Source organism: Halalkalibaculum sp. DA384, from assembly GCF_043951955.1.
Taxonomy (GTDB): Bacteria; Bacteroidota; Rhodothermia; order Balneolales; family Balneolaceae; genus JAMQKA01.
Genome location: NZ_JBINJE010000008.1, coordinates 57,913 through 84,459 on the forward strand (window position 1 = coordinate 57,913; position 26,547 = coordinate 84,459).

A 26,547-nucleotide genomic window follows, 5' to 3' on the forward strand; every position below is an offset into this window, starting at 1 on the left:
AATTTCAAACAACCAAAATCTCTATTGTTATGAATAAAAATATGGCGGATATGTTTGGGAAGTTTTCCCAGTTACAGGAAAAAATGGAACAGGCCAAACAAGAGCTCGCAAAGGTAGAGGTAGAAGCCGAAGCCGGTGGCGGGATGGTAAAAGTGAAAGCCAACGGCAAGCGGCAGATTATTGCTATTGAGCTCGACGAGGCCGTAATTGACCCGGAAGATGCTGAGATGCTGGAAGACCTGGTGGTGGCCGGAGTCAACAAGGCGCTTGAAAAAGCAGAAGAAGCGGCCCAGCAAAAGATGCAGGAGACCTATAAAGATATGATCCCCGGCGGCGGAATTCCCGGGATGGATCTCTCCAAACTGGGTTTCTAAATTTTTTACAGGCTGCAGGTTGAATGTCTGAAGTTAACGCTGGCTTGCACCATGTAATGTTTAACTTTTAACAATAGAATATGCAAGGCACCTCAGAAATACTGGAACGGGCTATTGAGCAGCTGGCCAAGCTGCCGGGAACAGGCCGGAAATCGGCGCGTCGCATCGCCCTCCACCTGCTAAAACAGAGTGAAGAATCGGTGATGCAGCTGGCGGATGCCCTGGTCGATCTAAAACAGTCGATTACCCGCTGCTCACACTGCGGAGTTATCAGCGACGGCGATCCCTGCTCAATATGCAGCAACCCGAAACGCCAAAATGGGCAGCTCTGCGTGGTCGAGGAATCACAGGATGTCTACCTTATTGAAAAAACCAACGAGTTCCGGGGGATGTACCATGTACTGGGGGGAGTCATCTCGCCGCTCGATAATATCGGGCCCGACGACATCCGCGTAAAAGAGCTGATGAGGCGGGTAAATGATGAGGAATATCCCATTGACGAGGTAATCCTTGCACTGAATCCCGACTCCGAGGGGGAAGCGACTTCGTACTACATCAACAAGCTTTTAAAACCGTATGATGAGATCAAGGTAACCCGCATCGCCTACGGCATTCCGATGGGTACCGAGCTGGAATTTATTGACGAGGCCACTCTCAGCCGCGCCTTTGCCAGCCGCAACGCTTTTTAACCCCAAAATAATGGCTCCTGCAAAGACGTAAAGAGGCAACTTTTTAAAGATCAATCTGGTTTTCTGGGGCTCTGTATGAGACCTTTCAACCACGAACTTAATCCAAACCATACCTGATTTTATGAATCTACGCTACGGATTGATTCTGCTACTGCTATTCTGTTTCTCGCTTACCGCACACAGCCAGACGCGCGACTACTGGCAACAACGGGTGGAGTACGAAATGGAGATCGAAATGAACGCCCCGGACAACCAGTTCACGGGAACCCAGAAACTGACGTATCACAACAATTCTCCCGATACGCTGCGGCGCGTGTTTTATCATCTTTATTTTAACGCTTTTCAGCCCGGCAGCATGATGGACAAGCGCTCCCGCACCATTGAAGATCCCGACAGCCGCGTGCGCGACCGTATCTACCACCTGTCAGAGGACCAGATTGGTTATCATCGGATTCGATCAATCAACCAGGACGGGGAGTCGGTTGATTACAGGGTGGATGGAACCATAATGGAAGTGGAGCTGGATGAGCCAATTCTGCCCGGTGCAAGCACGGTTTTTCAGATGGAGTTCGAAAGCCAGGTGCCACTGCAGATCCGCCGCTCCGGCTGGAAAAACAGGGAGGGCGTCGAATTTTCGATGACACAGTGGTATCCCAAGATTTCGGAATACGACCACGAAGGCTGGCACCCCAACCCGTATGTGGGTCGCGAGTTTCACGGTGTCTTCGGCAGCTTTGATGTTAAAATCAAGATTGATTCCTCCTATGTGATGGGGGCCACCGGAAATCTGCAGAACCCACAGCAGATCGGCCACGGCTACCAGGATCCGGGCACCGCGGTGAACCGCCCCGGTTCCGACAAGCTTACCTGGCACTGGAAAGCCGATAACGTGCACGATTTTGCCTGGGGTGCCGATCCCGACTTCACACATACAACGGCGCAGGTACCCGGCGGACCAATGCTCCACTTTTTCTACCAAACCGACCCGGTGGCCGCCAACGTATCCTCGGGAAGCCGGCAGGATTCGCTGAAGGCCTACTGGGAGCGTCTGCCGGAATTTACGGTCAAAAGCTTTCAGTTTATGAACAAGCACTTTGGAAAGTATCCGTATGAGAAGTTTTCCGTGATCCAGGGAGGCGACGGCGGCATGGAGTACCCGATGGCTACCCTTATTACCGGCAACCGCTCAGAGCGGAGCCTGGTTGGTGTTACAGTGCACGAGCTTGTTCACATGTGGTATCACACCGTGCTGGCCAACAACGAAAGCCGGTTTCCCTGGATGGATGAAGGGTTTACAACCTACGCCTCTGCCCTGGTCACGGAGCACCTTTACGGGGAACGTGACTTCCCCCACAGCGGGGCCTACGGCTCCTACTACCGGATTGTGGAAGATGGCGAAGAGGAGGCGCTGGATACCCACGCCGATCATTTTGTCACCAACCGCGCATATGGGGTGGCCTCCTACTCAAAGGGCGCTGTATTTCTGAATCAGTTGCGGTATGTGATCGGGCCTGAAGCATTTGACCGCGGCATGAAGCGCTATTTTGAAACCTGGAAGTTCAAACACCCGACCGGCCGCGATTTCCTGCGGGTGATGGAGAAGGAATCGGGTATGGTGCTCGACTGGTATTACGAGTATTTTATTGAAACGACCAAAACCATTGACTACGGGATTGAAACTGTGGTAGGGAAAGGCGACTCTACGTTCGTGACCCTGAAGCGGGAAGACCTGATGCCGATGCCGACCGACGTGCTGGTGGAATATTCCGACGGCAGCAAACAGCAGTTTTACATTCCCCTGCGCATCATGCGGGGCGAAAAGCCCAACGAAACTCCGGGTATTGAACGGGCGGTGCTGCCAGACTGGCCGTGGGTGCATCCCTCCTATACGTTCGGAATTCCGGAAGCGCCTGAATCAATTTCGCGCATTACTATAGATCCCACTGGCCGCATGGCAGATGTGAACCGGGAAAACAACGTCTTTGAGATGGAGGAGGCAACACGCGTTTTTGAAACAAAATGAAGGTGAGGATTCAGCATGAATCCGGGCCCGCTGCAGGGTGGAGATATTGTTGGATACAGATTCTACGGCAACGTTCTGGAAGAAGAGGATTATTGAAATGCAGGAATTGGCAAAACAACGGTTTTTGGAACTCCTCTGCGAACTCATTCCAGGGGCTGTCATCGAACGTGGGGAATATCCGTCAGATATTGCGTGTAGAGGGAAGCCGCATGCTCCAGGTCAATTTGGTTAAGTTCCAGCATCGTTTCCAGTCCTTCAAGTTTTGCATCGCAACTGCGGACCTGGGCGATTTTCGAGGAGATATCATCAGATTTCAACAGGCCGTTGCTGATGACCGCCGCCATCGATAGCAGCGTCGCGAGCAGGCACAGCACCTGCCACACCGGAATGCCGAAAGAAACGACCCCTTTGGCCGCCTCGATAAAACCACTGCCCCCCATGCCAGGTCCGGCCGTTAAAGCGGCAGCCAGGGCCCCCGCAATGATGGAAGTAGTAAGAAGTCGTGACTTTTTAGGCTCATTCCTGCTGAGATAATCCGCCGCTTCCCGCCGTTTGTTTTTTATTTTCTTTAAAAGAGCATTCCTGTCACTCATTGTTACACCCGATGTGGTTCAGTTATCGTTGTTTTCCTTACCGGATAGAACCTCTCCACCTGATTCCGACAATTGAAGGTCAGGGCTGAGTTCATATATAAAGAGGGCTTTGCAAAACCGTTGTATTGGCCAATATCGGCATTTTCGTGGATTCGAAATCCTCATATGTGAGATATAAACTGCGGTTCCCGATCCGCTCAGGCTTTGATCTTGAACAAAACTCCTGGTTTTTTAAAGTCCTCTAAAAATATAAACGGCCTATCGTAAAAATGAGGGTATAAAACAGGTGTTAAATCCCTTACATTCTATACGGCCTGACAAAACAAATTACTATCTGGCGCGTTTTGAACCAAAAGTAAAACTCAAATTTGAACGGAGTACTATATGATTAACAGAAACAGTATGCGCACAGTCTTTTTAATGACGCTTGTGGCTGTGCTTTTTATGCTGGTCGGTCAAATTTTGGGTGGATCGACCGGGCTGATTATTGCTTTCATATTTGCAATGGGAATGAATGCCGTGAGTTACTGGTATTCCGATAAAATGGTCCTCAAAATGTACAAGGCGCAGGAAGTGGACCCGCAGTCTAATCCCCAGCTATACAACATGGTAAAAGAGCTGGCGGAAAGTGCAGATCTGCCCATGCCGAAAGTATACATTATTCCCCAGGAGCAGCCCAATGCGTTTGCCACGGGTCGAAATCCGGAGCATTCGGCGGTTGCTTTTACGCAGGGGATCCTCAATGTGCTGGATCGAGATCAGCTGCGCGGTGTGACCGCCCATGAGCTGGCCCATATTAAAAATCGCGATATTTTGACGCAGACCATTGTGACGACGGTCGTAAGCGCGCTGAGCATGCTGGCCCAGTTTGCATTCTTCCTTCCCATCGGTGGAGGCGACCGCGACGGGCCCAACCCGCTGGTGGCCATACTGGTGCTGATAACGGCGCCCATTGCCGCCTCGCTGCTGCAGGCCGCCATCAGCCGAACCCGCGAATATGAAGCGGATCGAGTGGGAGCTGAAATTTCGGGCAAGCCGCAGAGCCTGGCTGCCGCCCTCCAGCGTATTGAGCAGGCGGTAGAACAGACGCCGATGCGTGTTTCGGAAACGGCCATGCGCTCTACCTCGCACATGTTCCCGGTGAACCCGTTTAAAGGGGGAAAGTTTATGAGCCTTTTTTCAACCCACCCGGAAACGGAAGACCGGGTAAACAGGCTGATGCATATGGCCCAAACCGGAGAATATAATTTTGATTAAGCAGAGATAGCCACAGGAAGTTCATAAAATTCAATTCTATGCTCAAAGAGACGTAAGAACACTCCTTTCTTCTCCCCGGGGAACTGGGGAGGAGAACTTGGATCTGCTAATTTCAGCCGTTTTCAAAAGGGGGTGGATGCATTCCGTTAAACCAGCAGCGCATTTCCACAGGACCTGGAAGTGTCGCCCATGATATTGATCATGTCCTGCATACCGGCAAATTCCCAGCGACAGAAATAGTTGTGTGTACAAACAACAGGCCGGTATTTTCTACTCTTCCTGCCTGTACTGCTCCTGGTATGCATTTTTTATACGCTGGTTCATATGTCGCCGGTAGTTTTCATATTCGTATTTGCGGATGGTAAACTCCGAATGGTAGGTACCGTCATTACATTCAACATGGAGCTTGTCCGGATGATCCGATTCTGTAATCGTTACCTCTATATTGCCGATTTTGTACGAATTCACGGGATTGTCCATCTCAGGCGACTCTAATTGTATATATGGGTTATTAATTTCGTTCTTCAGCGTTGTTCCTAAGTTAACGTGTTTTGCCGGAATATAATGATGCCACGTACCACTACCGGGAACGGAAGCGTCATATCCATTCTTATTCTGCTGCTCCGCTTGGAATAATACACTTTTTAATCGTGAAGATTCAATATTGCAGTCCTGCAATATCCCCCCTCGGTAATACTTGCAACATTGCATTTGTCGATAACGCGGTTACGCATCGTGTTGAGCTTAAAAATTTTTATGTGATTTTTTTCTGCTTTTCAAGCATTATGAGGCTGTTTTTCCGGGGATCCAAAAAAATATTTCTTTGGATCTTACTTTTGGAACGGTCCTTGTAACTACCAAGAGAAAGAACACAGAAACGTTTGAATAAAGGTTAATCGAAAAAAGAGTGAATAAATCACAGATACGATCTTTCACAACATCTAACAATCTCAATCATAAAATCATTACAGGTTTTATTATGAAACAATCAACCAAATACCTTTCTCTATTTCTATTGTCATTCTTTGTGATGGCAGGTAGCGTATTTGCCCAGGACACCGACCGGGACCTGCAATATTATACGAGTCCCGACCAGCGGGGTGTTAATCAATTTGAAGCCCCTTTTACCACGGATCAGGAGTTTGACGGAGTGAACGTTCGCCTCGGCGGCGCCAACACGCTCCAGTTCCAGGCGATTACCCATGAGAATGCGGGTCCCTGGCAATCGGGCGTTGACGAGTCTGGAAATCCGATTATGAGTTCACTGCCGGAACTGGGATCCAATTTCAATCTCGCTACCTCCAACCTGGATTTTGACGTAGCACTGGATAACGGGCTGCGAATGCACCTGCGTACGTATCTCTCCTCCCAGCACCACCCGGAAGCGTGGGTAAAGGGCGGGTATATTCAGATTGATCGCCTGGACTTTATTTCAGAGGGCTTTGCTTCTGATCTGATGGACAACCTCCGCATTAAGGTGGGGCACATGGAGATCAACTATGGTGACAACCACTTCCGCAGAACGGACAACGGGGCGGCTATTCACAATCCCTTTGTAGGCAACTACATTATGGATTCATTTACGACTGAAGTCGGCGGTGAAATTTACTACTACGGCGGGGACCTCTTTGCCATGGTGGGACTCACCAACGGTAAACTGAACCAGAGCACGATCAAAACCGATCCTGCAAACACGGGTAGCTTCGTAGGAAAGCTGGGCTATGACTCCCAGGTGAACGAAGACCTGCGCCTGCGTCTGACCGGTTCTATCTACACCACCGGCCAGGCCAACGGGATCTACCTGTATGATGGTGACCGTGCAGGCTCCCGCTACTACAACGTCATGAGTGGCGGCTTCCGCTCTGGTCGATTTGATCCCGGTTTCGATAACGAGATTACGGCCATCATGATCAACCCCTTTGTCAAATACAACGGCCTGGAGTTCTATGGCGTCTTTGAAACCGTTACGGGTAAAGATGCGGGACAGCCCTCAGATACCTTCAACCAGTATGGTGCAGAACTGCTCTATCGCTTCGGTGCTGGAGAGGATGTCTACCTGGGTGCCCGATATAACCTCGTATCAAATGATGATATTGATATCGAGCGATTCAATATCGGCGGTGGCTGGTTCCTGACCAAAAACGTGCTGGCCAAACTCGAATATGTAACCCAAACCTATGACGGTTTTACCGGTCAACTGGAAGATGGCCAATTTGACGGCGTAATGCTGGAAGCCGTAATCAGTTTCTAACGAATATCCCTAACAAAGCACCAATCCCTATGGTGCGGCTATAAAACGACCTTATGATTGAGTGCGTTATAGCTTACATACATCCCTAAATACATAACTCCCTTATTTTAAAAGCCGCTCCCTGAAAGGAGCGGCTTTTACTATAATAACAGGGTATTGCTGTTCCCCTTCTTTGCTGAAACCATTGAACTCAATCCGATAGAAGGTGAATCTTACCCGGGATCGGCTACTTAACACTCCTGCTACGGTCACTCAACATTAATGTCGAAGCCGGTTGTTAGGTCATCCACTTACTCTTATCCCGAGCTGAGGTTTGCCTGTTATATAGCCTGTCCTCAATAGCCCTTCCATGCCAGCAAATGTACGGTAGCCGACTTCATCTGCTTGATTGCTGACCGGTGGTAACGTTTATCGGGCTATTGCCGGGTGTAGGGGGGCGATAAAAGGTAACCTAAGATACGGAGGCGAAAAAATTGGGAGAGTCAACAGGAGTAAAGACCGGGGATGCCGTAAAGGGTCACTAATTTGCGTTATCCACGCTGGTCTGCCGGTCTATGACCTCCAGCAATTCTTCAAAGTCGATTGGCTTTAGTATCACCGCAGAGGCTCCCTGTTGTAACGCGGTGGACGCATTGTCGATGTGGAAGTATTCGCTGAGGATAATAACAATACTGGAAGAACGATGCCTTTTAATATATTCCAGTATATTCAAACTGTTATGGCGGGGCATGTGCAGGTCCAGAAGTATAATATCGAACTGTTGCTCTCCTATTTTTTGGATCGCCTGTTCTCCATCCTTTGCAACCTGGCAGATATAGCCCTCTCCCGCCAGGAAGAGCGACAGGGCCTCTCTGATGGTTTGCTCGTCATCGATAATTAAAATGGATCGGTTCATTATAGATATTCTTCGAAAGATTTTTATAGCTTTATATGTTAGGTATGCAATACTGGTACCAAAAAGGCGAAAGAATGAAAGTTTTCTGAATACGGCCCCTTGAGAGGCGTTATGCCCACATAAACTGAAATGGAGCTTTGAGAAGCAGGGAAACTGAAATAGCAGTGTTGCAACACTGCAAACCGGGCCGCAGCTATAAATTGCACTACTGCAACGCGCCTGGGATACAGCTGAAATACCCGCGACCGCGACCCGGCAGATGCATAAAGAGGAGGGCTTTTTTACCGGGTAAAAAATAATTCACTGTTATTCACCTTTTTGGAACGATGGTTGCATGTATTAGTAGTAGAACTACAAAATCAATAATCAGAATAATGGAGTTACAATGAAAACGTTCAACATTTATATCCTAAGCTTGCTTGTTGCGGTAATGGCTGGTTCCATAAACGCAAACGCCCAAAACAACGCCTACACGTTGTTATCTGAAAGTAGCATGACCATAGAGGGAACCTCGACGATACACGACTGGGAAGCCGACGTGGAAGAGATGAAATTAACGGCGGATCTGTCCGAAAACCTGTTTGAGTCTGCGGTTCCGGCATCGGCCGAATTTATCAAGGCGCTGTCGTTTTCCGCGGTTGTTGAGAGCATTGAAAGTGGAAAGGGAGGCATGAATAATAAGATCTATGACGCCCTGAAGGAGAAAGATCATCCTGAAATCACATACACGCTTTCCGAGGCGGAGCTTGTTTCCAGTGACGAAAGTACCGGGACGTTTACCCTGGATACCACCGGAGAATTAACGGTGGCGGGTACCACACAAACGATAAGTTTTCCTGTAGAGGGAACGCTCTCTGATGGTGAAAATGTTCGTTTTCAGGGGTCCTACTCGCTGAATATGAAAGATTACGATGTAGATCCTCCCAGCGCTGTTTTTGGCACGATTAAAGCGGGTGAGGAAGTAACGATATCGTTCAATGTTGTAATCGCCAACAAGGCTGTGGCAAATAATTAACAGAAACCGATCAATTCCCATGCTCCGGCACCAGACTGTAATACGATATATTTCCCAGGCGAGACCTGCACTACTGAGACTGCTGAGTGTGGCACTGCTGGCGGTGTGGGGATTATCGCTGCAGCTTGCCGGGGCCCAGGAGATTTCTCCGGCCTATGAGGCGGGAAATATCGAGATTGAACCGACCGGCGCACTCTGGCTGGAGGGATCGGCCTCGGTTGTCGATTACCGCTGCTATGCCGAAAGCCTGGCCGGTTCTGGTGAAATCGAAAATACCACAGAGCCCACTAAAAATGTACAGGGCCAGGGGGATGTAAAGGTAAAAGTAACCATTCCCGTAAAAGCGCTGGAATGTGGTAAAAGCAAGATGAACCGCGACCTCTATGAGGCCTTAAAGGCCGAGGAGCACCCGAGCATAACCTATCAGCTGTTGCAGGCAACCCTCCTCAGTGAAAGTACGCATCCCGATTCGGCCGGCTGGATGAAAATTCAGACGGAGGGCCTCCTGACGATCGCCGGGGTTACCGACACGACCAGCCTGGTGGTAGAGGGGCAGCTGGTCGGGCAGGAGCGATTCCGCGTAAAAGGGGTAAAACCACTGAATATGCACGATTTTGATATTGAACCGCCCACCGCCCTTATGGGCCTTATCAAGGCCAATGAAAAGCTTACGGTCCATTTTGATGTATCCGTTCACCTGAACGGGGGAGGCGAGTAGATTGACCGACCGGCTAAAACATTTTGGTGCCCTCTCCTGCTTGGCCAGGTGTTGTCTTTGGCAAGTTTTTTAAGCGGAAACATCCCTGGTGTCGTATCAAAAACCTGGATTTCGGTTTGTTCCTGACCGAACGCGGATAAACACCGATCAGGCTGATCTGCACAGGTCAATTATGTGAGGGTGCTGTTGGAACACCTGTTCTGTGGTTAATCCGCAGTATCCGTTTCATCTGCGTTCCGGCATCCCGTAAAGCTGCATGGTTACGGTTGACTGGCCACCAGTTTCCATTCTATGAATCAATCGCGTACCGCTCCATTTTGCGATACAGCGTGGAGGGATCGATGCCCAGCAGGCGGGCCGTCTCCGACTTGTTGCCATCCGTCCGCTTCAGCACGCTCTTGATATGATGCTTTTCAAACGCGTGTACCGCCGCGTCGAGCGACTGGCTGTCAAGGTCCACTTTGTCATCGGTGTTGCGGATGGAGGCGGGCAGGTCCTCAACAGTTATGTGATCTTCAGTCCCGAGAAGCACTGCCCGTTCGATGACATTTTCCAATTCCCGCACATTCCCCTTCCACTGGTAGGAGATCAGCGCGCTCATCGCATCGCTGGTGATTCCCTTCACGGCCCTGTTCAGCTCGCGGTTGTATTTGTTTAAAAAATGGTGTGTGAGGATGGGGATATCCTCCTTGCGCTCCTCCAGCGAGGGCATCGCAATTTCAACCACATTGAGCCGGAAATAGAGGTCTTCGCGGAAAGTGCCCTTTTCCACCTGTTCTTCCAGGTTGCGGTTGGTGGCCGTAATAATCCGGGCATTGAAATTTACTGACCGGTTTGACCCGACCGGTTTGACCTCTTTCTCCTGCAGAACCCGCAGGAGCGTGACCTGTACGCCGGGAGGAAGTTCGCCGATTTCGTCAAGGAATACCGTTCCCCCGTTGGCTGCTTCAAAAATACCCTCATGGTCTTTATCCGCCCCGGTAAAAGCCCCTTTTTTATAACCGAAAAGTTCAGCTTCCACCAGGTCGGCCGGGATAGATCCGCAGTTGAGGGCCAGGAACGGTTTGCCGGACCGGTCGCTGTGGGAGTGGATGGCGCGGGCCACGAGCTCCTTGCCCGTACCGCTGGCACCCGTAATAAGTACGTGGGTTGAGGCGTTGCTTACCCGGCTGATCATGTCATAAACCCGCTTCATCGCCTCGCTTTCCCCGATAATGTGATTGAAGTTGAACTTGCGGTCGATCTGTTCGCGCAGGTACCGGTTTTCCTGGATAAGCTCTTTGTGTTCCAGCAGGTTTTGGATGCGGATCAACACTTCTTCAAAATCGATCGGTTTCAGGATATAGTCGGAAGCGCCTTTGCGGAGCGCTTCCACGGCGGTTTCCACAGTGGCGTGAGCGGTAATAATGATGGTAAGGGTCTGGGAAGAGAGCTGTTTGGTCTTTTGAAGCACTTCTAGGCCGTCGGCCCCGGGCATCTTCAGGTCGCTTATCAGGATATCAAACCGGCCATCCTGGACCGCCTCAATCGCCGCCGTCCCGTCTGCAACCGTCGTGCAGCGATATCCTTCATCCTCCAGTATCATGGAGAGGGTTTCCCTGATCTCTTTCTCATCGTCGGCTATTAAAATCGAACCTTTCATCTACTGCTGTTCCTGGTTGTGATTATTGGTTTTTGGGAGCGTGATGGTGAATGTGGTGCCCTGCCCTACTTCCGACTCAACCGAAATGGTTCCTCCCATCTTGTTGATGATGCCATGACTGACCGAAAGGCCCAGCCCGGTACCGGCCCCAACTTCTTTGGTCGTGAAAAAAGGCTCGAAAATCCGGTCCAGGTGCTCTTCGCTGATCCCCGTGCCGATATCAGACACCATGATGCAGACGCCTTCGGGTTCCTCCATCCTTTTTGTGTTGATATTTACTTCGGGGTCTTCAACTTCATTCATCGCATCAACGGCATTGAGCAGCAGGTTTACCAGGACCTGGTGGATATGGTCGGGCACACAGAGAATAGTAGGCAAATCAGGATTAAGATTCAGGTTAAAGGCCACATCCCGGCAGCGGGCGTCGTGCTTGAGCAGGCCCACCGCCGACTCAATGGTGTTGTTGATCTGCGTTTCCTCCCGATCCAGGCTGGAGGGCCGGGAAAAGTCCACAAGATCGCGAACAATTTTGTTTATTCGCTGGATCTGGTCACGCACCTTCGTGAGCTGGTTCTGTACGAATTCGTCATCGGTTCTGCGCTGGACCAGCTGGGTCAGGGATGAGATGGCCGTCAGCGGATTACCGATCTCGTGGGCCACGCCCGCCGCCATATGTCCCACAGCCGCCAGCCGTTCCGACTGCTGCACCTGTTCTTCCCGCATGCGGAGCTCCGTCAAATCCCGGAGTACCTGCGATCGGCCAACGATTTTGCCATCTACATCCCGAATAAAAGACTCGGTTAAATTCACCAGCACCCGGTTGCCATCCTTGGTCAGCCGCTCGGTTTCGTAGTTTTGCACATAGCCCCGGTACTGCATGCCAAACTCCAGGCAGTCGAGTTCGCGTGCTTCCAGCAGGTCGCGGGGAATAAATTTTTTAATAGACTCCCCGACAATCTCCTGTCGGTCCCACCCGAAAATATCTTCCGCCCCGCGGTTCCAGGCGGTAATTATGTCGTCGTTGTTAACGGCCAGGATCGCATCTGCTGATTGCTCAATAATATCTTTGTAGCGACCCTCGGCGACCTCCAGTCGGTCTTCGTAGAGTTGCCGGTATTTGTAGACGGTCCAGGCCGCCCATACCACAAGCAGTATCGATACGAGCACGCCACGGGTAAAATAAAGCCATCGCAGGGTGCTGATAGAGGGATCGTCCAGGATCGTCATCTGCACGATTTCGAAAAATCCGAAGACGGCCCCCAGTATTAGCAACGAGGTGAATATCAGGTACCCCAGCCGCACATATTTAAAAAACTTCAGCAGTTCTCTCATCAAGTCAACTCATTATTGGATCGCTTTACAAACGTGATTGATATTCAGTGAAAGATCAGGAATTGACCGCATTAAATCTATCTTACCACAGGCCCAATAACCGCCGGATGGTAATAATCTGGCCTGTATGATACGAATTGTGGTCAATAATCAAGATCGCCTCCCTGAACAAAGTCTGCCCGTCTCCATGGGGAAAAGGTGTAAACAGGTCTATTCCGGGATCTTTCACCAGGTCAATCATCTCCTGCAGGTCAGAGTTGATAGCCTCAAGAGAACGCTGCCATTCCGCATTTCCGGACGGGGCTTTTTCGGGCGGCCAGTAGTCGTCGGGCCACTTCGGGGCCTCATACCCGGGATTGACAGAAAACTCCAGGATGTCGGCTTGTGCGATGCGCAGGTGCTCCACAAGTTCCCAGATGGAGTAGGGAAGTGAGTTCGGGCGTATCCCCACGTCGCTGATATTAAGCCCTTCTACGGCGCGTTCAAAACTGGTGTGGGCATGTTCGTTTGCCAGCTGATCGATAAGATGTTTCCTGAGATCGTCCATAATTTGGTTGCCTGGTTTAATTACATTCCCCGGTACCGGGTGGAAATTTTATTCTCAGAGGTCTTTCTGAACGAGATGAGGGACGTAAAATAAATGTTAGTCGGGAGGGCAAAAAGAAAAAGCCCGGCAGACACCAGACTTTGTTTTAGACAACTGTTATTAATTTAAGGGATTATACCCATACAGATCAACTATTTTTTTAATTCACTAACTAATATATAAGTAAACTATATTTATAATTGATCTTTATCTGCTTAACATATAGCTTTTTAAGCTCGGATTTAACGATAGCAATGTAATAAAATGACCATTTGGTAGTCTTTTATGCCTAAAGAGATAGGAAGCCTGACACTGTATTCTGTAGATGATCTCCATGAGAAGCTCGGACTCAGTAAAATGACGATTCGCGCGTACCTGCGTGAGGGGAAAATACGGGCCCGAAAGCTTGGAGTACAGTGGTATGTGACCGAAGAAGCCCTGCGCGAATACTTTGACGAGCCGAGGGTAGATCCGCCGGCTCAAAAGAGCAGGAAAAAGTCGACCGGGAACTTTCGCTATGTGGTACAGGGCATTAACGACCTGGTGAGCGAAAAGCAGGAGTGTGAGACGCTGGACGAGACCATCGAATGTATAGAAAACCAGGCGATTATCAGCTTGTTCCAGGTGACCGTGGTAAATAAAGAAACCGACGAGGTTGAGGAGCTGATCAAGGCGCGCGAATTCCTGGACCGTTACCGGAAGTAACGCTGCTGGCGGCTCAACCTGAAGGGTTGATTTTCAGGCATGCTGAATGGCGTGCGAAAAGGCCTCACTGTCCAGGCTGCAAGGTTCGAAAATCCAGTCGCCAATATTTGCTGCCGGCAAAGGGACACCGGGAAAAAGACCGGGAGGCTGCTTATTTGGGTTTCAGGAATAGCACCAGTAACGATAAGAGTAAACTCAGGACAATAATTTATGTTGAAGAAAGATGATACCAAGCTCGAGATTTTTGGATTCGGAGAAACGGAAGCCGACAAGTTTTACGCACTGGTGAATTTGAATAAAAGTCCCGACGGCATTGATCTGGAGGAGCTGTCGCTTGCAGATCCCCGCAAGTTTGACGAAGAGCTGAACAGGATGGGGTGTATTTTGCTGCTCAAGGGCGAAGAGGTGGAAGAGCTGATCAATCGGGGGGATATTGAGGATGCCGACCTTCACAAATCGCTGTATGAGCTGGCCGTGGAAGAGGAGATCATAAAATAATGCGGGAAGCACAGGATAAAGGCCGGATTGAATAAACCGCGGGCTTTGAGAGGGGGGCCGACCTCTACACTTCGAATGGTCCCTCCTTTTGCCACCATTTCCAGGCCCGAAGCAGGGTGATCGCGGTTTTCCCGTCAGAAATCTCTCCGGTGTGTGCCATCTCGACGGCCTCCCGAAACGGCACTCGTTCCTTGACCAGGAACTCATCCTCATCCACAGTCTGTTCGAACTCCTCGATTTCCCACGCGATATACAGGTGGATAATCTCATCAGTGTAGCCGATGCTGGGATAAAAGTTGCCGAGGTAATGGAACTGTTGGCAGGTAAGCCCCGCCTCCTCTTTTAGTTCGCGGCGGGCGGTGCTGTCGGCCGTTTCGCCGGGATCAATTTTTCCGGCGGGCACTTCGTAGAAAATCTGCGCTACCGGGTAGCGAAACTGCTTGACCAGCATGACATCTCCATCCCTGAATACGGGAAGAACAGCCGAGGCCCCGGGATGCTTAATCCATTCTCTTGTCGATTCAGACCCGTCAGGCAGCCTGGCTTCGTCAAAAAAAACATGCAGCAGGCGGCCGTCAAAAATCTCTTTTGAACTGATCCGCTTTTCAACCAGCTGTTCACTATCCGAAATTAAGCTCATCGAGTATATCCTTTTCTTTTCCGTTTGAATTCATACCTTTGATGCTCAAAGTATAACCAATTAGGATGGCAGAAACAGTGGAAAAAGCGGCGTCCGATCCAGTTAAAATCCGGGTAAAAAACAAGGTGTTTACCTGGTCGAATGCGATTTCGGCCTCGCGTACGATCATCTCCTTCCCGGTAATCTACCTGCATTACGTGAATGACTTTCAGGTTACCTGGCTGGTGGTTGTGCTCCTGGCTTATGGGGTCATTTCAGACTACCTGGATGGCATTATAGCCCGGAAAACGGGCCAGGTGTCTGAGCTGGGAAAGATTCTTGATCCCATAGCCGACAAACTGACCGCCTTTTTCCTTTTTATCTACACGGTTTACATCGGCTATATCCCCCTGTGGTTTTTTGTATTTGCCGTTATTCGTGATCTGCTTATCCTTTCGGGTTCCGTCTATATTAAGCTAACCCGGGGCAAGGTGGCCATGGCGGTGACCTCCGGCAAGTTTGCGGTCAACGGACTGGCTGCGTACTGGATGAGTGTCTTTTTTGCACCGGAAGCCGGCCCGTTTCACCTCTTTTTTATGGGAAATGCCATTGCATTAATGGTTTTCTCCTTTTTTGATTATCTTCAACGATTCAACCAGATAAGGCAAGGGGCCGAATTTAACTGAATATTTGGTCTGGTTCCCTGTTTGGAGACGACATCGGTGCTTGAATATCTGTCTGGTTGAACGAATGCAATGTCAATTTATATCAATGGTAGCATACGCCAATGGGTATTTTAGAGAAGCTTGGACTTAAGAAAAAAGAGAAAGTCGACAAAGGAGTGGAAAAAAGCCGTTCCTCCCTCCTGGAAAAGATCGGCAAGGCGGTCGCCGGCAAAACCACGGTGGATGCAGCCGTTCTGGACGAGCTGGAAGAGATTTTGATCACCTCCGATGTAGGCGTGCAAACCACACTTGAAATCATCGACCGGATTGAAGGGCGGGTCTCCCGCGACAAGTACCTGACGGAAAACGAATTGCAGGATATGCTGCGCGATGAGATCATCGGTCTGCTGAAAGAAAGTTCTGCCGAGAGACCGGCAGACTTTGATGCCGAGTTTCCCACCAAACCTCACGTTATTTTGGTGGTAGGCGTAAACGGGGTGGGTAAAACCACCACTATCGGCAAGCTGGCGCACCTGTACAAACAGACCGGCAAAAAGGTCATGATCGGTGCGGCAGATACGTTCCGGGCAGCCGCCGTTGATCAGCTGAAGATATGGAGTGAACGCGCTGATGTGCCTCTTATCGAACAGGGACAGGGGGCTGATCCCGCGGCCGTTGCCTATGATACGGTTTCGGCAGCCCAGTCGCGCGGCGCCGATGTGGCCATTGTAGACACCGCCGGCCGACTGCACAACAAAAAGTCGCTGATGGATGAACTGGCTAAAATCAAGCGGGTGATCGGCAAGGTGGTGGAGGGTGCCCCGCATGAAGTGCTGCTGGTACTGGATGCCTCAACCGGCCAAAATGCGATGCAGCAGGCGAACGCCTTCACCTCTTTTGTGGATATAACGGGACTGGTGCTCACCAAGCTGGACGGTACCGCCAAGGGGGGCATCGTCCTGGGAATCTCTCACGAATTTGAGATCCCAGTCAAATATATTGGTGTGGGGGAAGATATCGATGACCTGCAGGTCTTTGATCGTGAACTGTTCGTAAACTCCCTGTTTGGAGATTAATTGCAAAAAGCCTGGATCTCTGAAAACGGAGGAGAACAGGAGTTTGAATGTTGTAAAGCTCTCTTACAAATAAACCGGGAGTAGTTATTTGTATCCTCTGCCGGATTTCCAGGGAATAAAATATTTGAAGAAGGCTTTGCAACATCCTTAATTCCTCGTTCTGAGGGAGTTGTACTCCCGTCTAAAGGGGCAATAAGGTCGGTGGTACCACCTCCAAACAAAATAGTTAGGTTCTGCAAAAGTCCCTTGAAGAAGGTTATAAGGCGGGGAACCCAGCCTGGATGGGGTTGAAAATTGCAGGTTGTATCTTGTCATTATACCAAATGAGGATATGTAGTCCCGGATATACGGAAATATCGTTATCGTGCCAACAACGGCCTGGCACGGCTTGTCTGATTCTCCCGAGCTAATCGAAAGTTAAATATGGCAACCAGCCTTTTTAAGAATTCAGTTACATCTGCATTAAAAGTGCTTTTTGTGTTCCTCTCCCTGTTGGGAGGAACGGCAATGATGGCTGAGGCTCGGCCCGCTATTGCCGATACTGCCCGCGCCTTTCAGTTGTTTCAAAAAGCGGATTCCCTGCAGAAATTTGCCCGCTACGATTCTTCCTCCTCATATTTTGAAAGGGCTGCGAGGCTGTATGAAAAGGCGGGGTCCTGGAGACGCGTTGTCGACAGTAACATTAATCTGGCAATTAACAGTATTGAGAGTGCCCGGTATGAGACGGCGAATACTGCTATTGCACAGACGGAAGACCTGGTACAGGAGCATACGCCCGGAAGTCCCCGGCTGCGGGCGAAGTTGCTGCGGCTCGGTGCGCGCCTGGATATGGAGCAGTCGCAATATGATTCTGCCATCACAAAAATTCAGAAAGGACTTGAGCTGCTTTCCGGCCAACAGCAGGAATATGCCAGATTACGCGCATACCTTCTTTTATACCTCGGAGAGGTGTACGACAGCCAGGGAAAGCTTGAGCTGGCGATGGAGCAGTTTTTTCAGTCGCTGGATATATTCCACCGTTCGGAACCTCCGGGGTCCCTGTTTGTCAGCAAGGTGTACAACAGCATCGGTGCCACTTATCAAAAAATGGGTGATAACGGGACCGCAATGGAATATTACCGGAAAAGTATTGAGATCGACAGGAACCTGCTGGGTCCGGATCACCCGAATGTAGCCCGTGGAATCAATAACATTGCGATTATTCATTATTACCGGGGGGACTACCAGCAGGCGCTGGATTATATGAAAGAGGCTACCCAAACACTGAGCCGATATTGGGGAGAGCAGCATCCGCAGGTGGCGGCCGGGTATAACAATATCAGTATTGTGTACTCGGAAACAGGCAATTTGGAAGCCTCGGTCCGCTACATGCGAAGGTCCATCGAGATAAAAGAGCAGGTGATCGGGAAGGTCAACCTGGACGTGGCGATTGGCTACCAAAACCTTGGGGCTCTGCATTACGATATGGAAGCATACGACCAGGCAATTAAATACTACAAGAAGGCGCTGAGCCTCCACCGCCAGATCTTTGAGGGCCGGCACCCCGAAATTGCCAATATCTATGCGAACCTGGGAGAAGCCTATTCCGCCAAAAAAGCGTATGACGAGGCACTTCAGTGGCTGGAAAAAGACCTTGAGATGAATATTCCCCTGCTGGGAAGCGAGCACCCGTTTATAGCCGATACTCATACCAAGATCGCCCAAAATTTTATGCGGCAACAAAATCCAGAGGCCGCCCTTCAGCATATTCAAAAAGCCATTTCCATCCTGTCAGGCAACAATCCTGGAGAGAACGGGGGCCAGGAAGGGGTACATGACAGTGTTACCCATCCGGTCTTGCTGATGGAGGCCCTGCAAGGCCGGGGCGAAGCGTATCGCGCACTGTTTCAACAAACCGGGGAGCTCGATTATCTGGAGAAGGCGATGGAGACCTACCTGTCGGCTTCCTCGCTGGTTAATAATATGCAGGCGGGATACCGGAGCGATGAGTCAAAACTGGTGCTGGCGGAACGTGCGGATGCGATCTACAAACGCGGGCTGGATACAGCCTACCAGCTCTACCGGCGCACCGGAAGCTCGAAGCAGGTAGCTTATGCTCTCTTCTTTGCCGAACAGGGAAAGGCACAGGTGCTGCTAAGACAGTTAAAGGAGATGGAAGCGAAAAGTTTTGCCGGCGTGCCGGATTCGCTGATCTCCAGGGAACAGCAGCTCCGTCGTCAGATTACCCGCGTGCACAGGAGTATTGCGGAAAAGACAGACCGTGAAACCCATATCGATTCGCTTCAGATGACAAGCCTGCAAGACTCGGTCTTTACGTTGAAGCAGCAGTTGTCAGCACATATTGAACAACTGGAGCGGGAGTATCCCCAATACTACAGGCTTAAATACCAGGAGGTAACTATTACCCCAGAAGATGTTAAAGCGATGCTGAAGCCCGGTCAAACGATGATCGAGTATGCCTCCGGCCGAAACGCGCTGTATGCGTTTGTCGTGAACCGGGCTCAGATCCGGCTGCAAAAGGTCGGGGCAGATACCACCCTGGATTCGTTAATCCATCAATTTCGTACGGTAATTGAGGAGAATGATAAACAGGAGTTTGCCCATACCTCAAACCGGCTGTACGAAACACTGATTGCCCCCCTGGCGCCGCATGTAAAGAGCTCCAGCCTGATAATAATACCCGATGGAACACTCCATTATCTTCCGTTTGAAGCATTAACTACAAAACCGGCCGGTCCCGAAACAGATTACCAGGAAATGCCCTACCTGTTGGAACAGCATGCCATCTCTTACGCCCCCTCGGCCACGCTTCTGCAATTCTGGCGCCAGGACCAAAGGCAGGAGGGGCACAAATCACTGGTCGGCGTGGCCCCGGTATTTTCTCAGTACCAAGAGCAGGCCGGCACGAATAAAAGCAGGGATACTCCGCCTGTCCACGCCCTTCCTCTAAGTCGTTACGAGGTTCAGCAGGTAGACTCCATCATGAACAGTAAGGGGTACTTGACAAAGTTGTATCTTGAGCAGGAAGCTTCGGAAGCGATATTTAAACAGTCGGTTCAGGAGCAGTATGAGATCATCCACCTGGCTACCCACGCATTTCTGTCGCAAGACTCGGTGACCGCGCCCGGAATCCACTTTGCCAGGGAACCGGGTCATCAGGAAGATGAAGATGGCATCTTGCGATTGCAGGAAGTTTACAACCTGCAGCTGAACGCCCGGCTGGTTGTGCTCAGTGCCTGCGAAACCGGGCTGGGGAAACTGCAGCGTGGAGAAGGGATCATCAGCCTGGCACGGGCTTTTGAGTATGCGGGGGCGCAAAATTTGCTGGTCTCGTTGTGGAAGGTCGATGACCGGTCTACCTCGGAACTGATGATCGAGTTCTACCGGCATCTCGATAATAACGGTTCACTGCGAGAGGCGGCCCGGCAGGCAAAGCTTCACCTGCTAAATGAGTCGCAGTACGCCGCGCCCCGGTTCTGGGCTCCGTTTGTGCTCATCGGCGAATAGGTAGAGGGCTTGGCAAAATCCTAATATCCTGATTCTGAGGGAGTTGTATTCCCTTTTAAAAAGTCAATAAGGTCGGTGGTACCACCACCTTCCTACAAATTAGCAGGTTCTCTAAAGGTCCCTGGGAAATGGGAACTGCCGGTGATAAGTCGAAGAGAAAAATTAAAAGCAGGACCCAGTGAGAGGGCCCTGCCCAAGAAAGGAGACTATAAGCTTCGATGCTTAGCTGTCACTGTCTTCGGGGCTCGGAAGATTTCTTTCCGAATCTTGACCTCCTGAATCGTCATCCTGACCATCAGGCATCTGGCTAAGCGTGGTATCGTTGTCAAATAGAGTGCTGGATTTCTGGTTGAGTATCAACATTGTCAACCTCCGTTGGCTGTTTTAGTGTTGCGCTTTATTATAATAGACCGTTTGGCAGGACATTCCTTACAAATTAATTTTATTTTTTGATCATTTGTCCTTTTTAGCTACTGATTTTTTTGCTTACTTGAGGACAGCAGGCAATTTACAGTGGATGGTATCGCATACAATGCTCTTGAAACGGTTTGGTATTTTGGGGTTGGTGCTGGTGGGACTTCCTGTTCTTCTTCAGGGGCAAAACCTGCAACGGGCCGACTCACTCGCAACAGTCGGGATCAAATATGAGCAGCGTGGTAATTATAAGGAAGCTGAATTGTATCTTTCAGAGGCGGTAAGTCTCTACCGGCAGCACCAGGTTCAGGACACTTCTCAATATATCAATACGCTGTTTTCTTATACCGAGGCGCTTTTTCAGCGGGCGAAGTATGACAAGGCGCTGTCGCAACTGGAAATTGTCAAACCCCTGGCAGAGCAGAGGCGGGATACTTCGAATCTCACATCGGTCCATAACTACTGGGGACTCATACAAAAATATCAAAGTCGGTTTCCTGCCGCCCGGAAACGGTATCAGAAGGCACTTCAGCTGGCTATCTCCAGCAATGATTCCCTGATGATTGCAATCATACACGACAACCTGGGCAGTGTAAACCTTGAACTGGGTGATTATGCCTCCTCTCTTGAACACCGGAGTAAGGCGTTGACAATTTTTCAAAAGGTGGGCACCGACCTCAATCAAGCTATTACCCTTAATAACATCGGGATGACCTACATAAACCTTTCGATGTATGATCGGGCCTATGACTACCTTTCCAAAAGTTTATCTTTGAGTAAGAATCTCAATAATACGGCCCGGCTTACCACGGCATATCTCAATATCGGGATGGTTCACTTTAATCTCGGAAATTATGACCAGGCCCTGGTCTCCTACCAGAAAGCCCTGGAGTATGCACAAGAAACCGGCAACCCGGTGAGGCGGTCCCACTTGCTGGTAAATTTGGGAAATCTCTACTACCGGCTGGGAGATATTGAAAAGTCACTGAACTATTACCAGGAAAGCCTGGAGCTGGTGCTCCGTCACAACATCACATCGCCCGTCGAGCTTTCTACCAAGTACAAGAACATAGCTACGCGGCAGGTTGACCTGGGACAGATGGAACAAGCCCGACAGAATTACCATAAAGCACTTGAGCTACGCAAGCAGACGGGCAATGTTCGTGAACTGGCCCTCTCCTACCTGGATATCGCCCAGCTGGAACGGGGCCGTAATCATTTTGATAAGGCGCTCGACTATGTGGAGCGCAGCAAACAGATTGCCGACTCCACCCGCATACGTGATTTAATGGTAAAAGTACAGGTTGAGCTGGGACTCATACAGCGAGCTCGCGGTAATCCGAGGCGGGCTCTCCCTCACTTTCGGACAGCTTATCGCCAGGGCAGGGTTACCAGCGACCGGCTTACACCGCGGCCGCTGGCCTTGCTGGCACACACTTTTAATGAGATCGGCTCTGACAGCGCAGTTGTCTATGGGACTAAGCTTGTAGATATAATTGAAAGCAGCCGAAGCAGGGTGGGAGAGCTGGCCAGCCTGAAATCGGGATATTTTGAAAACTACGCCGACTTTTATGTAAACCTGGCCTCATGGATGTTAAAATACCGCGGTGACAAGCAGCGGGCTTTTGAACTTGTGGAGGCCTCCCGGGCGCGTACGCTGCTGGATGAGCTGGTACAGGCCTCAAAAAACCTGGATGATCTGCTGCCGGTTGAAGATCAGCTAAAAAAGCAGCGACTGCAGAAAACCATAGAGAACTACCAGGGCCAGATCGATACCACGACCAGCATATATGAAAAGCAGCGGCTGAAAAAAGAATTGCGCAGTGCGGAACTGGAATATGCCGCTTTTATGAACGAGATCAGTGCTCAAAATGAGGGCTTCAAGAAGCTGGAATACCCAACCCCGGTTTCGGCAGCAGACGCACAGGCACTGACGGGCGGTGATACGGCAATCCTGGAATACGCCTTTGCTGACGAAGCGCTGCTGATATTTCTGATCACGCGGCAGCAGATCCGGGTACAGCGGGTCGATGTGGCTGGCGGCCGGCAGGACCGGCACCGGATAACTACCCTGGTGGAGCAGTTCAGGGACAACATACTGGCCCACCAGCCCAGCCACCTGATCCAGGCGCAGTCATCCGAGCTGGTCCACCATCTGATCACCCCTTTTTTCGAGGAACTTTCGGGTTATGAAAACCTGATGATTGTCCCGGATGAAGTACTGGCCTACCTCCCCTTCGAAGCGCTGATGGTCGAGGGTGAATATTTGATTGAGCAGTTTAGTATTAAATACGCCCCTTCGATGACCACATTTTCGTTACTGAAGAACAGGAAAGAGCGACATTCGGGCCACGAGCGGGAGTTGCTGGCTATAGCGGGATCCAGCTTTGAGGGAATATCCAGCCCGTTACAACGGGGCGAAGCCTACCCTCCCCTGCCGGCTACACTGGCTGAAGTCGATTCTATTGCCTCAAAATTTAATGATGCAGAGGTATTCAAGAAGGGGAATTTCAGTGAGCAATTTATAAAAGAGAGTCTCACCAAAAACTACCGGTATATTCACCTGGCCACGCATGGCATCATTGATGAAGAAAACCCCAATCTTAGCGGGCTCGCCCTCTCCACCTCCCCCTCGGAGGCGTCCGGAAGAGAAGACGGGATGCTGAGGAGCTCGGAAATTTACCAGCTCAACATAAATTCCGATATGGTGGTGCTGAGCGCCTGCAACTCGGGGCTTGGCAAAATGGTGAATGGTGAAGGCATGCTGGGACTGCAGCGGGCTTTTTTCTATGCCGGCGTGCCCACGGTGAGCGTGAGCCTCTGGAATGTATATGACCGGTCTACAGCCTACTTTATGGACCAGTTTTACAGCTCGTTGCTGAATCGGGCAGAGAGCCTGCACTCGTCGTGGAGCTGGAGCTCGCTGTTGCGATGGGTGGGATGGGATCCGTCGGTTCCCTTTGGAGACGCCGCCCCCGCGATGCGTCAAGCCAAGCTGAAGATGCTGGAGCACCCGCTTTTTCACCACCCGGTCTATTGGGCCCCGTTTATCGTGCTGGGCCGGTAAGTTTTTTAGCGTGGCTGGGTACGGGTCATGTCGATGAATTCCTGGTTATCTACCGACGGCGGATCCTCCTCATTTGCCACAACAACGGTCGTAGCATAGATCGTCCGTACTATTTTTGCGAGCTTGTCAAACCGGATTTTGTGAACTTCATCGGAGGGGCGGTGGTAATCTTCGTGAACCCCTGTAAAGAAAAAGACAAACGGCACTCCGAACCGCCCGAAATTCCAGTGATCGCTGCGCCGGTAGAACTGGTTGGGATCCTGAAGGTCGTTGTATCTCATATCGAGTTCGATGTTGCCCGAACGGCTGTTGGCAACGGTCAGCATGCTGTCCAGTTCAGAAGAGATAATACTGCTTCCGATGATATAGGAATAGTCGGTAATCCCCTCTTGTTTGTGCCTGGAATCGATCCGCCCGATCATGTCGATGTTAATGTTGGCGACAGTCTGTTCCATCGGGATAACAGGATGGTCGGAATAGTAGCGGGAGCCGAGCAGCCCCTTCTCTTCAGCGGAGACATGCAGGAAAAGAATGCTTCTCCTGGGGGCGTGACCCGCTTCCCGGGCCTGTGAAAGAGCATGGGCAATGTTCAACATCGCTACCGTTCCGCTGCCGTCATCGTCGGCGCCATTGTAGATGGCGTCGCCCGTTGAGTCCGGCTGACCTACGCCAACATGATCGTAATGGGATGTCAGCACGACAACCTCATCCTTCAGCTCGGGATCGCCTCCCGGGAGCATCGCAACCACATTTTTTGTTTTTAACCGTGAGAGGGAAGCAGAGGGAGCTTGCGAGAGAGAGTACCCTGTTTTTTGAGGCGAAAACGAGCTGATCTTTTCAATAAGCTCCTCCCGGTATTGCTGCAGGGCCTCCGGCGTTGAATCGATATCCAGGATACGGGCCGCCAGGCTGGGTTTGACCAAATTGTATCCCACGGGAAGATCTCCGCGTGAGTCATCTTTCAGGTACTCCAGCCCAAACCGGGTCGGTTCAGCGTACCGGATGTTATTTTTTTGGGCGGTAGCCTGGTATTCCTCTTCACTAATGGGAGCAATATTGAGAATGCCCGCCGCTCCCCGTTCCTCGATGATGGTATTGAACCGGGTTTTCCCGTTGATGGAGGGATCTATCACCGTTTCGCCGTCGACCTTGTGGGGAATCTGCTGGAAGATAAGCACCCACTTGCCCTCCAGGTCCATATCACCCAGGTGATTGACATCCCGCCGGGGGTCGTTGATGCCAAACCCGGCAAAGACAATTTCGCCGGAAAGGGAATCGCTGCCCCCGAAAGAGCGGATAAAGTTCCCGGTGCTGGTTTGACTTTCCACGGAGCGGTCCACCAGGCTGCCCCCTTTGTACAGCTGAAATACCGTGCTGTCCCGTTTCAGCGCGCTCAGTGAGAAGTGCTGGAAATAGCTGTTTTGATCACCGGCCGGCTGCAGGCCCATCGATGCATACAGGTCGGCCAGGTAGCGCGCGGCAATGTCGAGCTCCTTGCTGCCGGTATCGCGGCCTTTCAGGGAATCGTCAGCCAGCACGGCAAGGTGGCGATGCAGGAACCCGGTACGGATCGCCTCCTGGTGGTTGAGCAGCTGGTCGGTACTGCGTTCAGCCGGGGCACTCTGACCAACGGCCTGCCCGTGCAGGATAAACAGGAGAAGTATAGCGGGAAAAAACAGGTAGAGAAGCGGATTTCTTTTTTTCATGGTAGTAAACAGCCAGGATTAAAGAGGCATGTTGCGAAACAGGAAGTTAATTTCAGAAAACGGGTTGTCGGGGTTAGGTAGCATATAACAGGCTGACAGAGTTTTTATTCTGCCGGCGATTCCCGCATCGTGTCTCCGATAATCTCGTCTACGGGGCGCAGGTCCAGGTAAAACTCGGTCGGATCATCGTCATCGATATAGAGACTGATCTGCTGCTCTTTCAACATTTCGAGGACCGCGAGAAAGGTGACTACCACCTTTGTTTTACTGCTCAAATCCAGGCAGATCGCCTTAAATGAGGTCCGCCCGCCGCGATGGAGCTTCTCCAGGATGTATTCGGTCTGCTGCTCCACGGTAAGCCCGATCTTTTCCACATGATGGGCCGTCGGCTGATGCTCCGCCTGCGTGAGCACCTTGTTAAAAGCGGCCATCAGGTCAAATATAGTGACATCCTTGAGCGCCTCCCCGGTCGCCTGTTTCTCAACTTCATCGACCTCGTGGTAGCCCCGGTAGTGAAATTTTTGGGCCTCTTCCTCGATAGCCGACATTTTTTCTGCCGCCTCCTTGTACCGCTTGTATTCCAGCAGCCGCTGCACCAGCTCATAACGGGGATCGTGTTCATCCATCTCATCATCGCCGGAGTCCTCCCTGGGAAGCATCATGCGCGCTTTGATCGACATCAGCATGCTGGCCATCAGGATAAATTCACTCGCAACATCCAGGTCCAGCTCTTCCATCAGTTGAATATATTCCAGGAACTCTTCCGTAATATAGGAGATCGGAATATCATAGATGTCGAGCTCGTCCCTTTTGATAAAAAAGAGCAGCAGGTCGAGAGGACCTTCAAAATTTTTGAGCTGAACTCGGTACATGAGAAATTCTTAAAATGGAAAAGGGTGCAACCAACACTGATGG

General features: G+C 50.7%; 23 protein-coding genes. 13 read left to right on the top strand and 10 right to left on the bottom strand.

Going from position 1 to position 26,547, the window contains the following annotated elements; translation table 11 throughout:
* Nucleotides 1–29 precede the first annotated feature (29 nt).
* The 3 genes from ACG2E4_RS06765 to ACG2E4_RS06775 all read left to right on the top strand — a co-directional run bounded on the left by ACG2E4_RS06765 (nt 30) and on the right by ACG2E4_RS06775 (nt 3,086).
* Nucleotides 30–374, top strand: a complete 345-nt coding sequence (locus tag ACG2E4_RS06765; RefSeq protein WP_395260151.1) for a YbaB/EbfC family nucleoid-associated protein — start codon at nt 30–32, stop codon at nt 372–374.
* A gap of 80 nt (nt 375–454) precedes the next feature.
* Nucleotides 455–1,063 carry a recombination mediator RecR gene (gene recR / locus ACG2E4_RS06770; RefSeq protein WP_395276080.1) on the top strand — a complete coding sequence of 203 codons (609 nt, stop codon included), beginning with the start codon at nt 455–457 and terminating at the stop codon, nt 1,061–1,063.
* A 121-nt stretch (nt 1,064–1,184) separates the two neighbouring features.
* Nucleotides 1,185–3,086 (top strand): M1 family metallopeptidase, encoded by a 1,902-nt coding sequence (locus ACG2E4_RS06775; RefSeq protein ID WP_395276081.1) that lies wholly within the window; start codon nt 1,185–1,187, stop codon nt 3,084–3,086.
* A gap of 158 nt (nt 3,087–3,244) precedes the next feature.
* Here the strand turns inward: ACG2E4_RS06775 and ACG2E4_RS06780 are convergent, their stop codons facing one another.
* A complete protein-coding gene (locus ACG2E4_RS06780; RefSeq protein ID WP_395260144.1) occupies nt 3,245–3,679 on the bottom strand; it encodes a hypothetical protein in 435 nt (144 codons plus the stop codon).
* Nucleotides 3,680–4,063: 384 nt separating this feature from the next.
* On the opposite strand from ACG2E4_RS06780, the gene htpX reads away from it, so the two are divergent.
* Nucleotides 4,064–4,936 carry a zinc metalloprotease HtpX gene (gene htpX / locus ACG2E4_RS06785; protein ID WP_395260141.1) on the top strand — a complete coding sequence of 291 codons (873 nt, stop codon included), beginning with the start codon at nt 4,064–4,066 and terminating at the stop codon, nt 4,934–4,936.
* A gap of 270 nt (nt 4,937–5,206) precedes the next feature.
* On the opposite strand, the gene ACG2E4_RS06790 is transcribed toward htpX, so the two are convergent.
* Nucleotides 5,207–5,404, bottom strand: coding sequence for a hypothetical protein (locus tag ACG2E4_RS06790; RefSeq protein ID WP_395260139.1), 198 nt, complete (start codon nt 5,402–5,404; stop codon nt 5,207–5,209).
* A 511-nt stretch (nt 5,405–5,915) separates the two neighbouring features.
* On the opposite strand from ACG2E4_RS06790, the gene ACG2E4_RS06795 reads away from it, so the two are divergent.
* Entirely contained in the window at nt 5,916–7,187 is a 1,272-nt protein-coding gene (locus ACG2E4_RS06795) for a hypothetical protein (RefSeq protein ID WP_395260137.1), read from the top strand.
* A 520-nt stretch (nt 7,188–7,707) separates the two neighbouring features.
* Here ACG2E4_RS06795 and ACG2E4_RS06800 read toward each other — a convergent pair.
* Nucleotides 7,708–8,082 carry a response regulator gene (locus ACG2E4_RS06800; protein ID WP_395260136.1) on the bottom strand — a complete coding sequence of 125 codons (375 nt, stop codon included), beginning with the start codon at nt 8,080–8,082 and terminating at the stop codon, nt 7,708–7,710.
* A 385-nt stretch (nt 8,083–8,467) separates the two neighbouring features.
* Between ACG2E4_RS06800 and ACG2E4_RS06805 the strand changes: the two genes are divergently transcribed.
* Nucleotides 8,468–9,097: a YceI family protein gene (locus tag ACG2E4_RS06805; RefSeq protein WP_395276082.1), complete on the top strand. Its 630-nt coding sequence runs from the start codon at nt 8,468–8,470 to the stop codon at nt 9,095–9,097.
* A gap of 19 nt (nt 9,098–9,116) precedes the next feature.
* On the top strand, nt 9,117–9,815 hold the full coding sequence (locus ACG2E4_RS06810) for a YceI family protein (protein WP_395276083.1): 699 nt from the start codon (nt 9,117–9,119) through the stop codon (nt 9,813–9,815).
* 289 nt (nt 9,816–10,104) lie between these two features.
* Here ACG2E4_RS06810 and ACG2E4_RS06815 read toward each other — a convergent pair whose 3' ends face one another.
* From ACG2E4_RS06815 to ACG2E4_RS06825, 3 genes are all read right to left on the bottom strand, one after another.
* Nucleotides 10,105–11,457: a sigma-54-dependent transcriptional regulator gene (locus ACG2E4_RS06815; protein ID WP_395260132.1), complete on the bottom strand. Its 1,353-nt coding sequence runs from the start codon at nt 11,455–11,457 to the stop codon at nt 10,105–10,107.
* Nucleotides 11,458–12,789 carry a nitrogen regulation protein NR(II) gene (locus ACG2E4_RS06820; protein ID WP_395260130.1) on the bottom strand — a complete coding sequence of 444 codons (1,332 nt, stop codon included), beginning with the start codon at nt 12,787–12,789 and terminating at the stop codon, nt 11,458–11,460.
* 82 nt (nt 12,790–12,871) lie between these two features.
* Entirely contained in the window at nt 12,872–13,336 is a 465-nt protein-coding gene (locus ACG2E4_RS06825; RefSeq protein WP_395260128.1) for a DinB family protein, read from the bottom strand.
* A 324-nt stretch (nt 13,337–13,660) separates the two neighbouring features.
* Between ACG2E4_RS06825 and ACG2E4_RS06830 the strand changes: the two genes are divergently transcribed.
* Both ACG2E4_RS06830 and ACG2E4_RS06835 read left to right on the top strand, forming a co-directional pair.
* A complete protein-coding gene (locus ACG2E4_RS06830; protein WP_395276084.1) occupies nt 13,661–14,080 on the top strand; it encodes a helix-turn-helix domain-containing protein in 420 nt (139 codons plus the stop codon).
* Nucleotides 14,081–14,290: 210 nt separating this feature from the next.
* Entirely contained in the window at nt 14,291–14,578 is a 288-nt protein-coding gene (locus ACG2E4_RS06835; RefSeq protein ID WP_395260125.1) for a hypothetical protein, read from the top strand.
* 64 nt (nt 14,579–14,642) lie between these two features.
* On the opposite strand, the gene ACG2E4_RS06840 is transcribed toward ACG2E4_RS06835, so the two are convergent.
* Entirely contained in the window at nt 14,643–15,218 is a 576-nt protein-coding gene (locus ACG2E4_RS06840; protein WP_395260123.1) for an NUDIX domain-containing protein, read from the bottom strand.
* 65 nt (nt 15,219–15,283) lie between these two features.
* Here ACG2E4_RS06840 and ACG2E4_RS06845 point away from each other — a divergent pair, with 65 nt between their 5' ends.
* The 3 genes from ACG2E4_RS06845 to ACG2E4_RS06855 all read left to right on the top strand — a co-directional run bounded on the left by ACG2E4_RS06845 (nt 15,284) and on the right by ACG2E4_RS06855 (nt 20,445).
* Nucleotides 15,284–15,883, top strand: coding sequence for a CDP-alcohol phosphatidyltransferase family protein (locus ACG2E4_RS06845; protein WP_395260122.1), 600 nt, complete (start codon nt 15,284–15,286; stop codon nt 15,881–15,883).
* 101 nt (nt 15,884–15,984) lie between these two features.
* Nucleotides 15,985–16,938: a signal recognition particle-docking protein FtsY gene (ftsY, locus tag ACG2E4_RS06850; protein WP_395260120.1), complete on the top strand. Its 954-nt coding sequence runs from the start codon at nt 15,985–15,987 to the stop codon at nt 16,936–16,938.
* Nucleotides 16,939–17,361: 423 nt separating this feature from the next.
* Nucleotides 17,362–20,445, top strand: coding sequence for a CHAT domain-containing protein (locus tag ACG2E4_RS06855; RefSeq protein WP_395276085.1), 3,084 nt, complete (start codon nt 17,362–17,364; stop codon nt 20,443–20,445).
* 222 nt (nt 20,446–20,667) lie between these two features.
* Here ACG2E4_RS06855 and ACG2E4_RS06860 read toward each other — a convergent pair whose 3' ends face one another.
* Nucleotides 20,668–20,808, bottom strand: coding sequence for a hypothetical protein (locus ACG2E4_RS06860; RefSeq protein ID WP_395260117.1), 141 nt, complete (start codon nt 20,806–20,808; stop codon nt 20,668–20,670).
* A gap of 154 nt (nt 20,809–20,962) precedes the next feature.
* On the opposite strand from ACG2E4_RS06860, the gene ACG2E4_RS06865 reads away from it, so the two are divergent.
* Complete coding sequence (locus ACG2E4_RS06865) at nt 20,963–23,926, top strand: CHAT domain-containing protein (RefSeq protein WP_395276086.1); 2,964 nt, start codon at nt 20,963–20,965, stop codon at nt 23,924–23,926.
* 5 nt (nt 23,927–23,931) lie between these two features.
* On the opposite strand, the gene ACG2E4_RS06870 is transcribed toward ACG2E4_RS06865, so the two are convergent.
* The gene (locus tag ACG2E4_RS06870) at nt 23,932–25,632 is read right to left on the bottom strand and encodes a M28 family peptidase (protein WP_395276087.1); all 1,701 of its coding nucleotides are present in this window, start codon (nt 25,630–25,632) and stop codon (nt 23,932–23,934) included.
* A gap of 104 nt (nt 25,633–25,736) precedes the next feature.
* The gene (locus tag ACG2E4_RS06875) at nt 25,737–26,504 is read right to left on the bottom strand and encodes a segregation and condensation protein A (protein WP_395260112.1); all 768 of its coding nucleotides are present in this window, start codon (nt 26,502–26,504) and stop codon (nt 25,737–25,739) included.
* Between the last annotated feature and the right edge of the window lie 43 nt (nt 26,505–26,547).

Excerpts from the sequence above, each read along its gene's own strand:
- ACG2E4_RS06765 (WP_395260151.1), top strand. The coding sequence starts at position 30 with ATGAATAAAAATATGGCGGATATGTTTGGGAAGTTTTCCCAGTTACAG.
- recR (WP_395276080.1), top strand. The coding sequence starts at position 455 with ATGCAAGGCACCTCAGAAATACTGGAACGGGCTATTGAGCAGCTGGCC.
- ACG2E4_RS06775 (WP_395276081.1), top strand. The coding sequence starts at position 1,185 with ATGAATCTACGCTACGGATTGATTCTGCTACTGCTATTCTGTTTCTCG.
- ACG2E4_RS06780 (WP_395260144.1), bottom strand. The coding sequence starts at position 3,679 with ATGAGTGACAGGAATGCTCTTTTAAAGAAAATAAAAAACAAACGGCGG.
- htpX (WP_395260141.1), top strand. The coding sequence starts at position 4,064 with ATGATTAACAGAAACAGTATGCGCACAGTCTTTTTAATGACGCTTGTG.
- ACG2E4_RS06795 (WP_395260137.1), top strand. The coding sequence starts at position 5,916 with ATGAAACAATCAACCAAATACCTTTCTCTATTTCTATTGTCATTCTTT.
- ACG2E4_RS06800 (WP_395260136.1), bottom strand. The coding sequence starts at position 8,082 with ATGAACCGATCCATTTTAATTATCGATGACGAGCAAACCATCAGAGAG.
- ACG2E4_RS06805 (WP_395276082.1), top strand. The coding sequence starts at position 8,468 with ATGAAAACGTTCAACATTTATATCCTAAGCTTGCTTGTTGCGGTAATG.
- ACG2E4_RS06810 (WP_395276083.1), top strand. The coding sequence starts at position 9,117 with ATGCTCCGGCACCAGACTGTAATACGATATATTTCCCAGGCGAGACCT.
- ACG2E4_RS06815 (WP_395260132.1), bottom strand. The coding sequence starts at position 11,457 with ATGAAAGGTTCGATTTTAATAGCCGACGATGAGAAAGAGATCAGGGAA.
- ACG2E4_RS06820 (WP_395260130.1), bottom strand. The coding sequence starts at position 12,789 with ATGAGAGAACTGCTGAAGTTTTTTAAATATGTGCGGCTGGGGTACCTG.
- ACG2E4_RS06825 (WP_395260128.1), bottom strand. The coding sequence starts at position 13,336 with ATGGACGATCTCAGGAAACATCTTATCGATCAGCTGGCAAACGAACAT.
- ACG2E4_RS06830 (WP_395276084.1), top strand. The coding sequence starts at position 13,661 with ATGCCTAAAGAGATAGGAAGCCTGACACTGTATTCTGTAGATGATCTC.
- ACG2E4_RS06835 (WP_395260125.1), top strand. The coding sequence starts at position 14,291 with ATGTTGAAGAAAGATGATACCAAGCTCGAGATTTTTGGATTCGGAGAA.
- ACG2E4_RS06840 (WP_395260123.1), bottom strand. The coding sequence starts at position 15,218 with ATGAGCTTAATTTCGGATAGTGAACAGCTGGTTGAAAAGCGGATCAGT.
- ACG2E4_RS06845 (WP_395260122.1), top strand. The coding sequence starts at position 15,284 with ATGGCAGAAACAGTGGAAAAAGCGGCGTCCGATCCAGTTAAAATCCGG.
- ftsY (WP_395260120.1), top strand. The coding sequence starts at position 15,985 with ATGGGTATTTTAGAGAAGCTTGGACTTAAGAAAAAAGAGAAAGTCGAC.
- ACG2E4_RS06855 (WP_395276085.1), top strand. The coding sequence starts at position 17,362 with ATGGCAACCAGCCTTTTTAAGAATTCAGTTACATCTGCATTAAAAGTG.
- ACG2E4_RS06860 (WP_395260117.1), bottom strand. The coding sequence starts at position 20,808 with ATGTTGATACTCAACCAGAAATCCAGCACTCTATTTGACAACGATACC.
- ACG2E4_RS06865 (WP_395276086.1), top strand. The coding sequence starts at position 20,963 with ATGGTATCGCATACAATGCTCTTGAAACGGTTTGGTATTTTGGGGTTG.
- ACG2E4_RS06870 (WP_395276087.1), bottom strand. The coding sequence starts at position 25,632 with ATGAAAAAAAGAAATCCGCTTCTCTACCTGTTTTTTCCCGCTATACTT.
- ACG2E4_RS06875 (WP_395260112.1), bottom strand. The coding sequence starts at position 26,504 with ATGTACCGAGTTCAGCTCAAAAATTTTGAAGGTCCTCTCGACCTGCTG.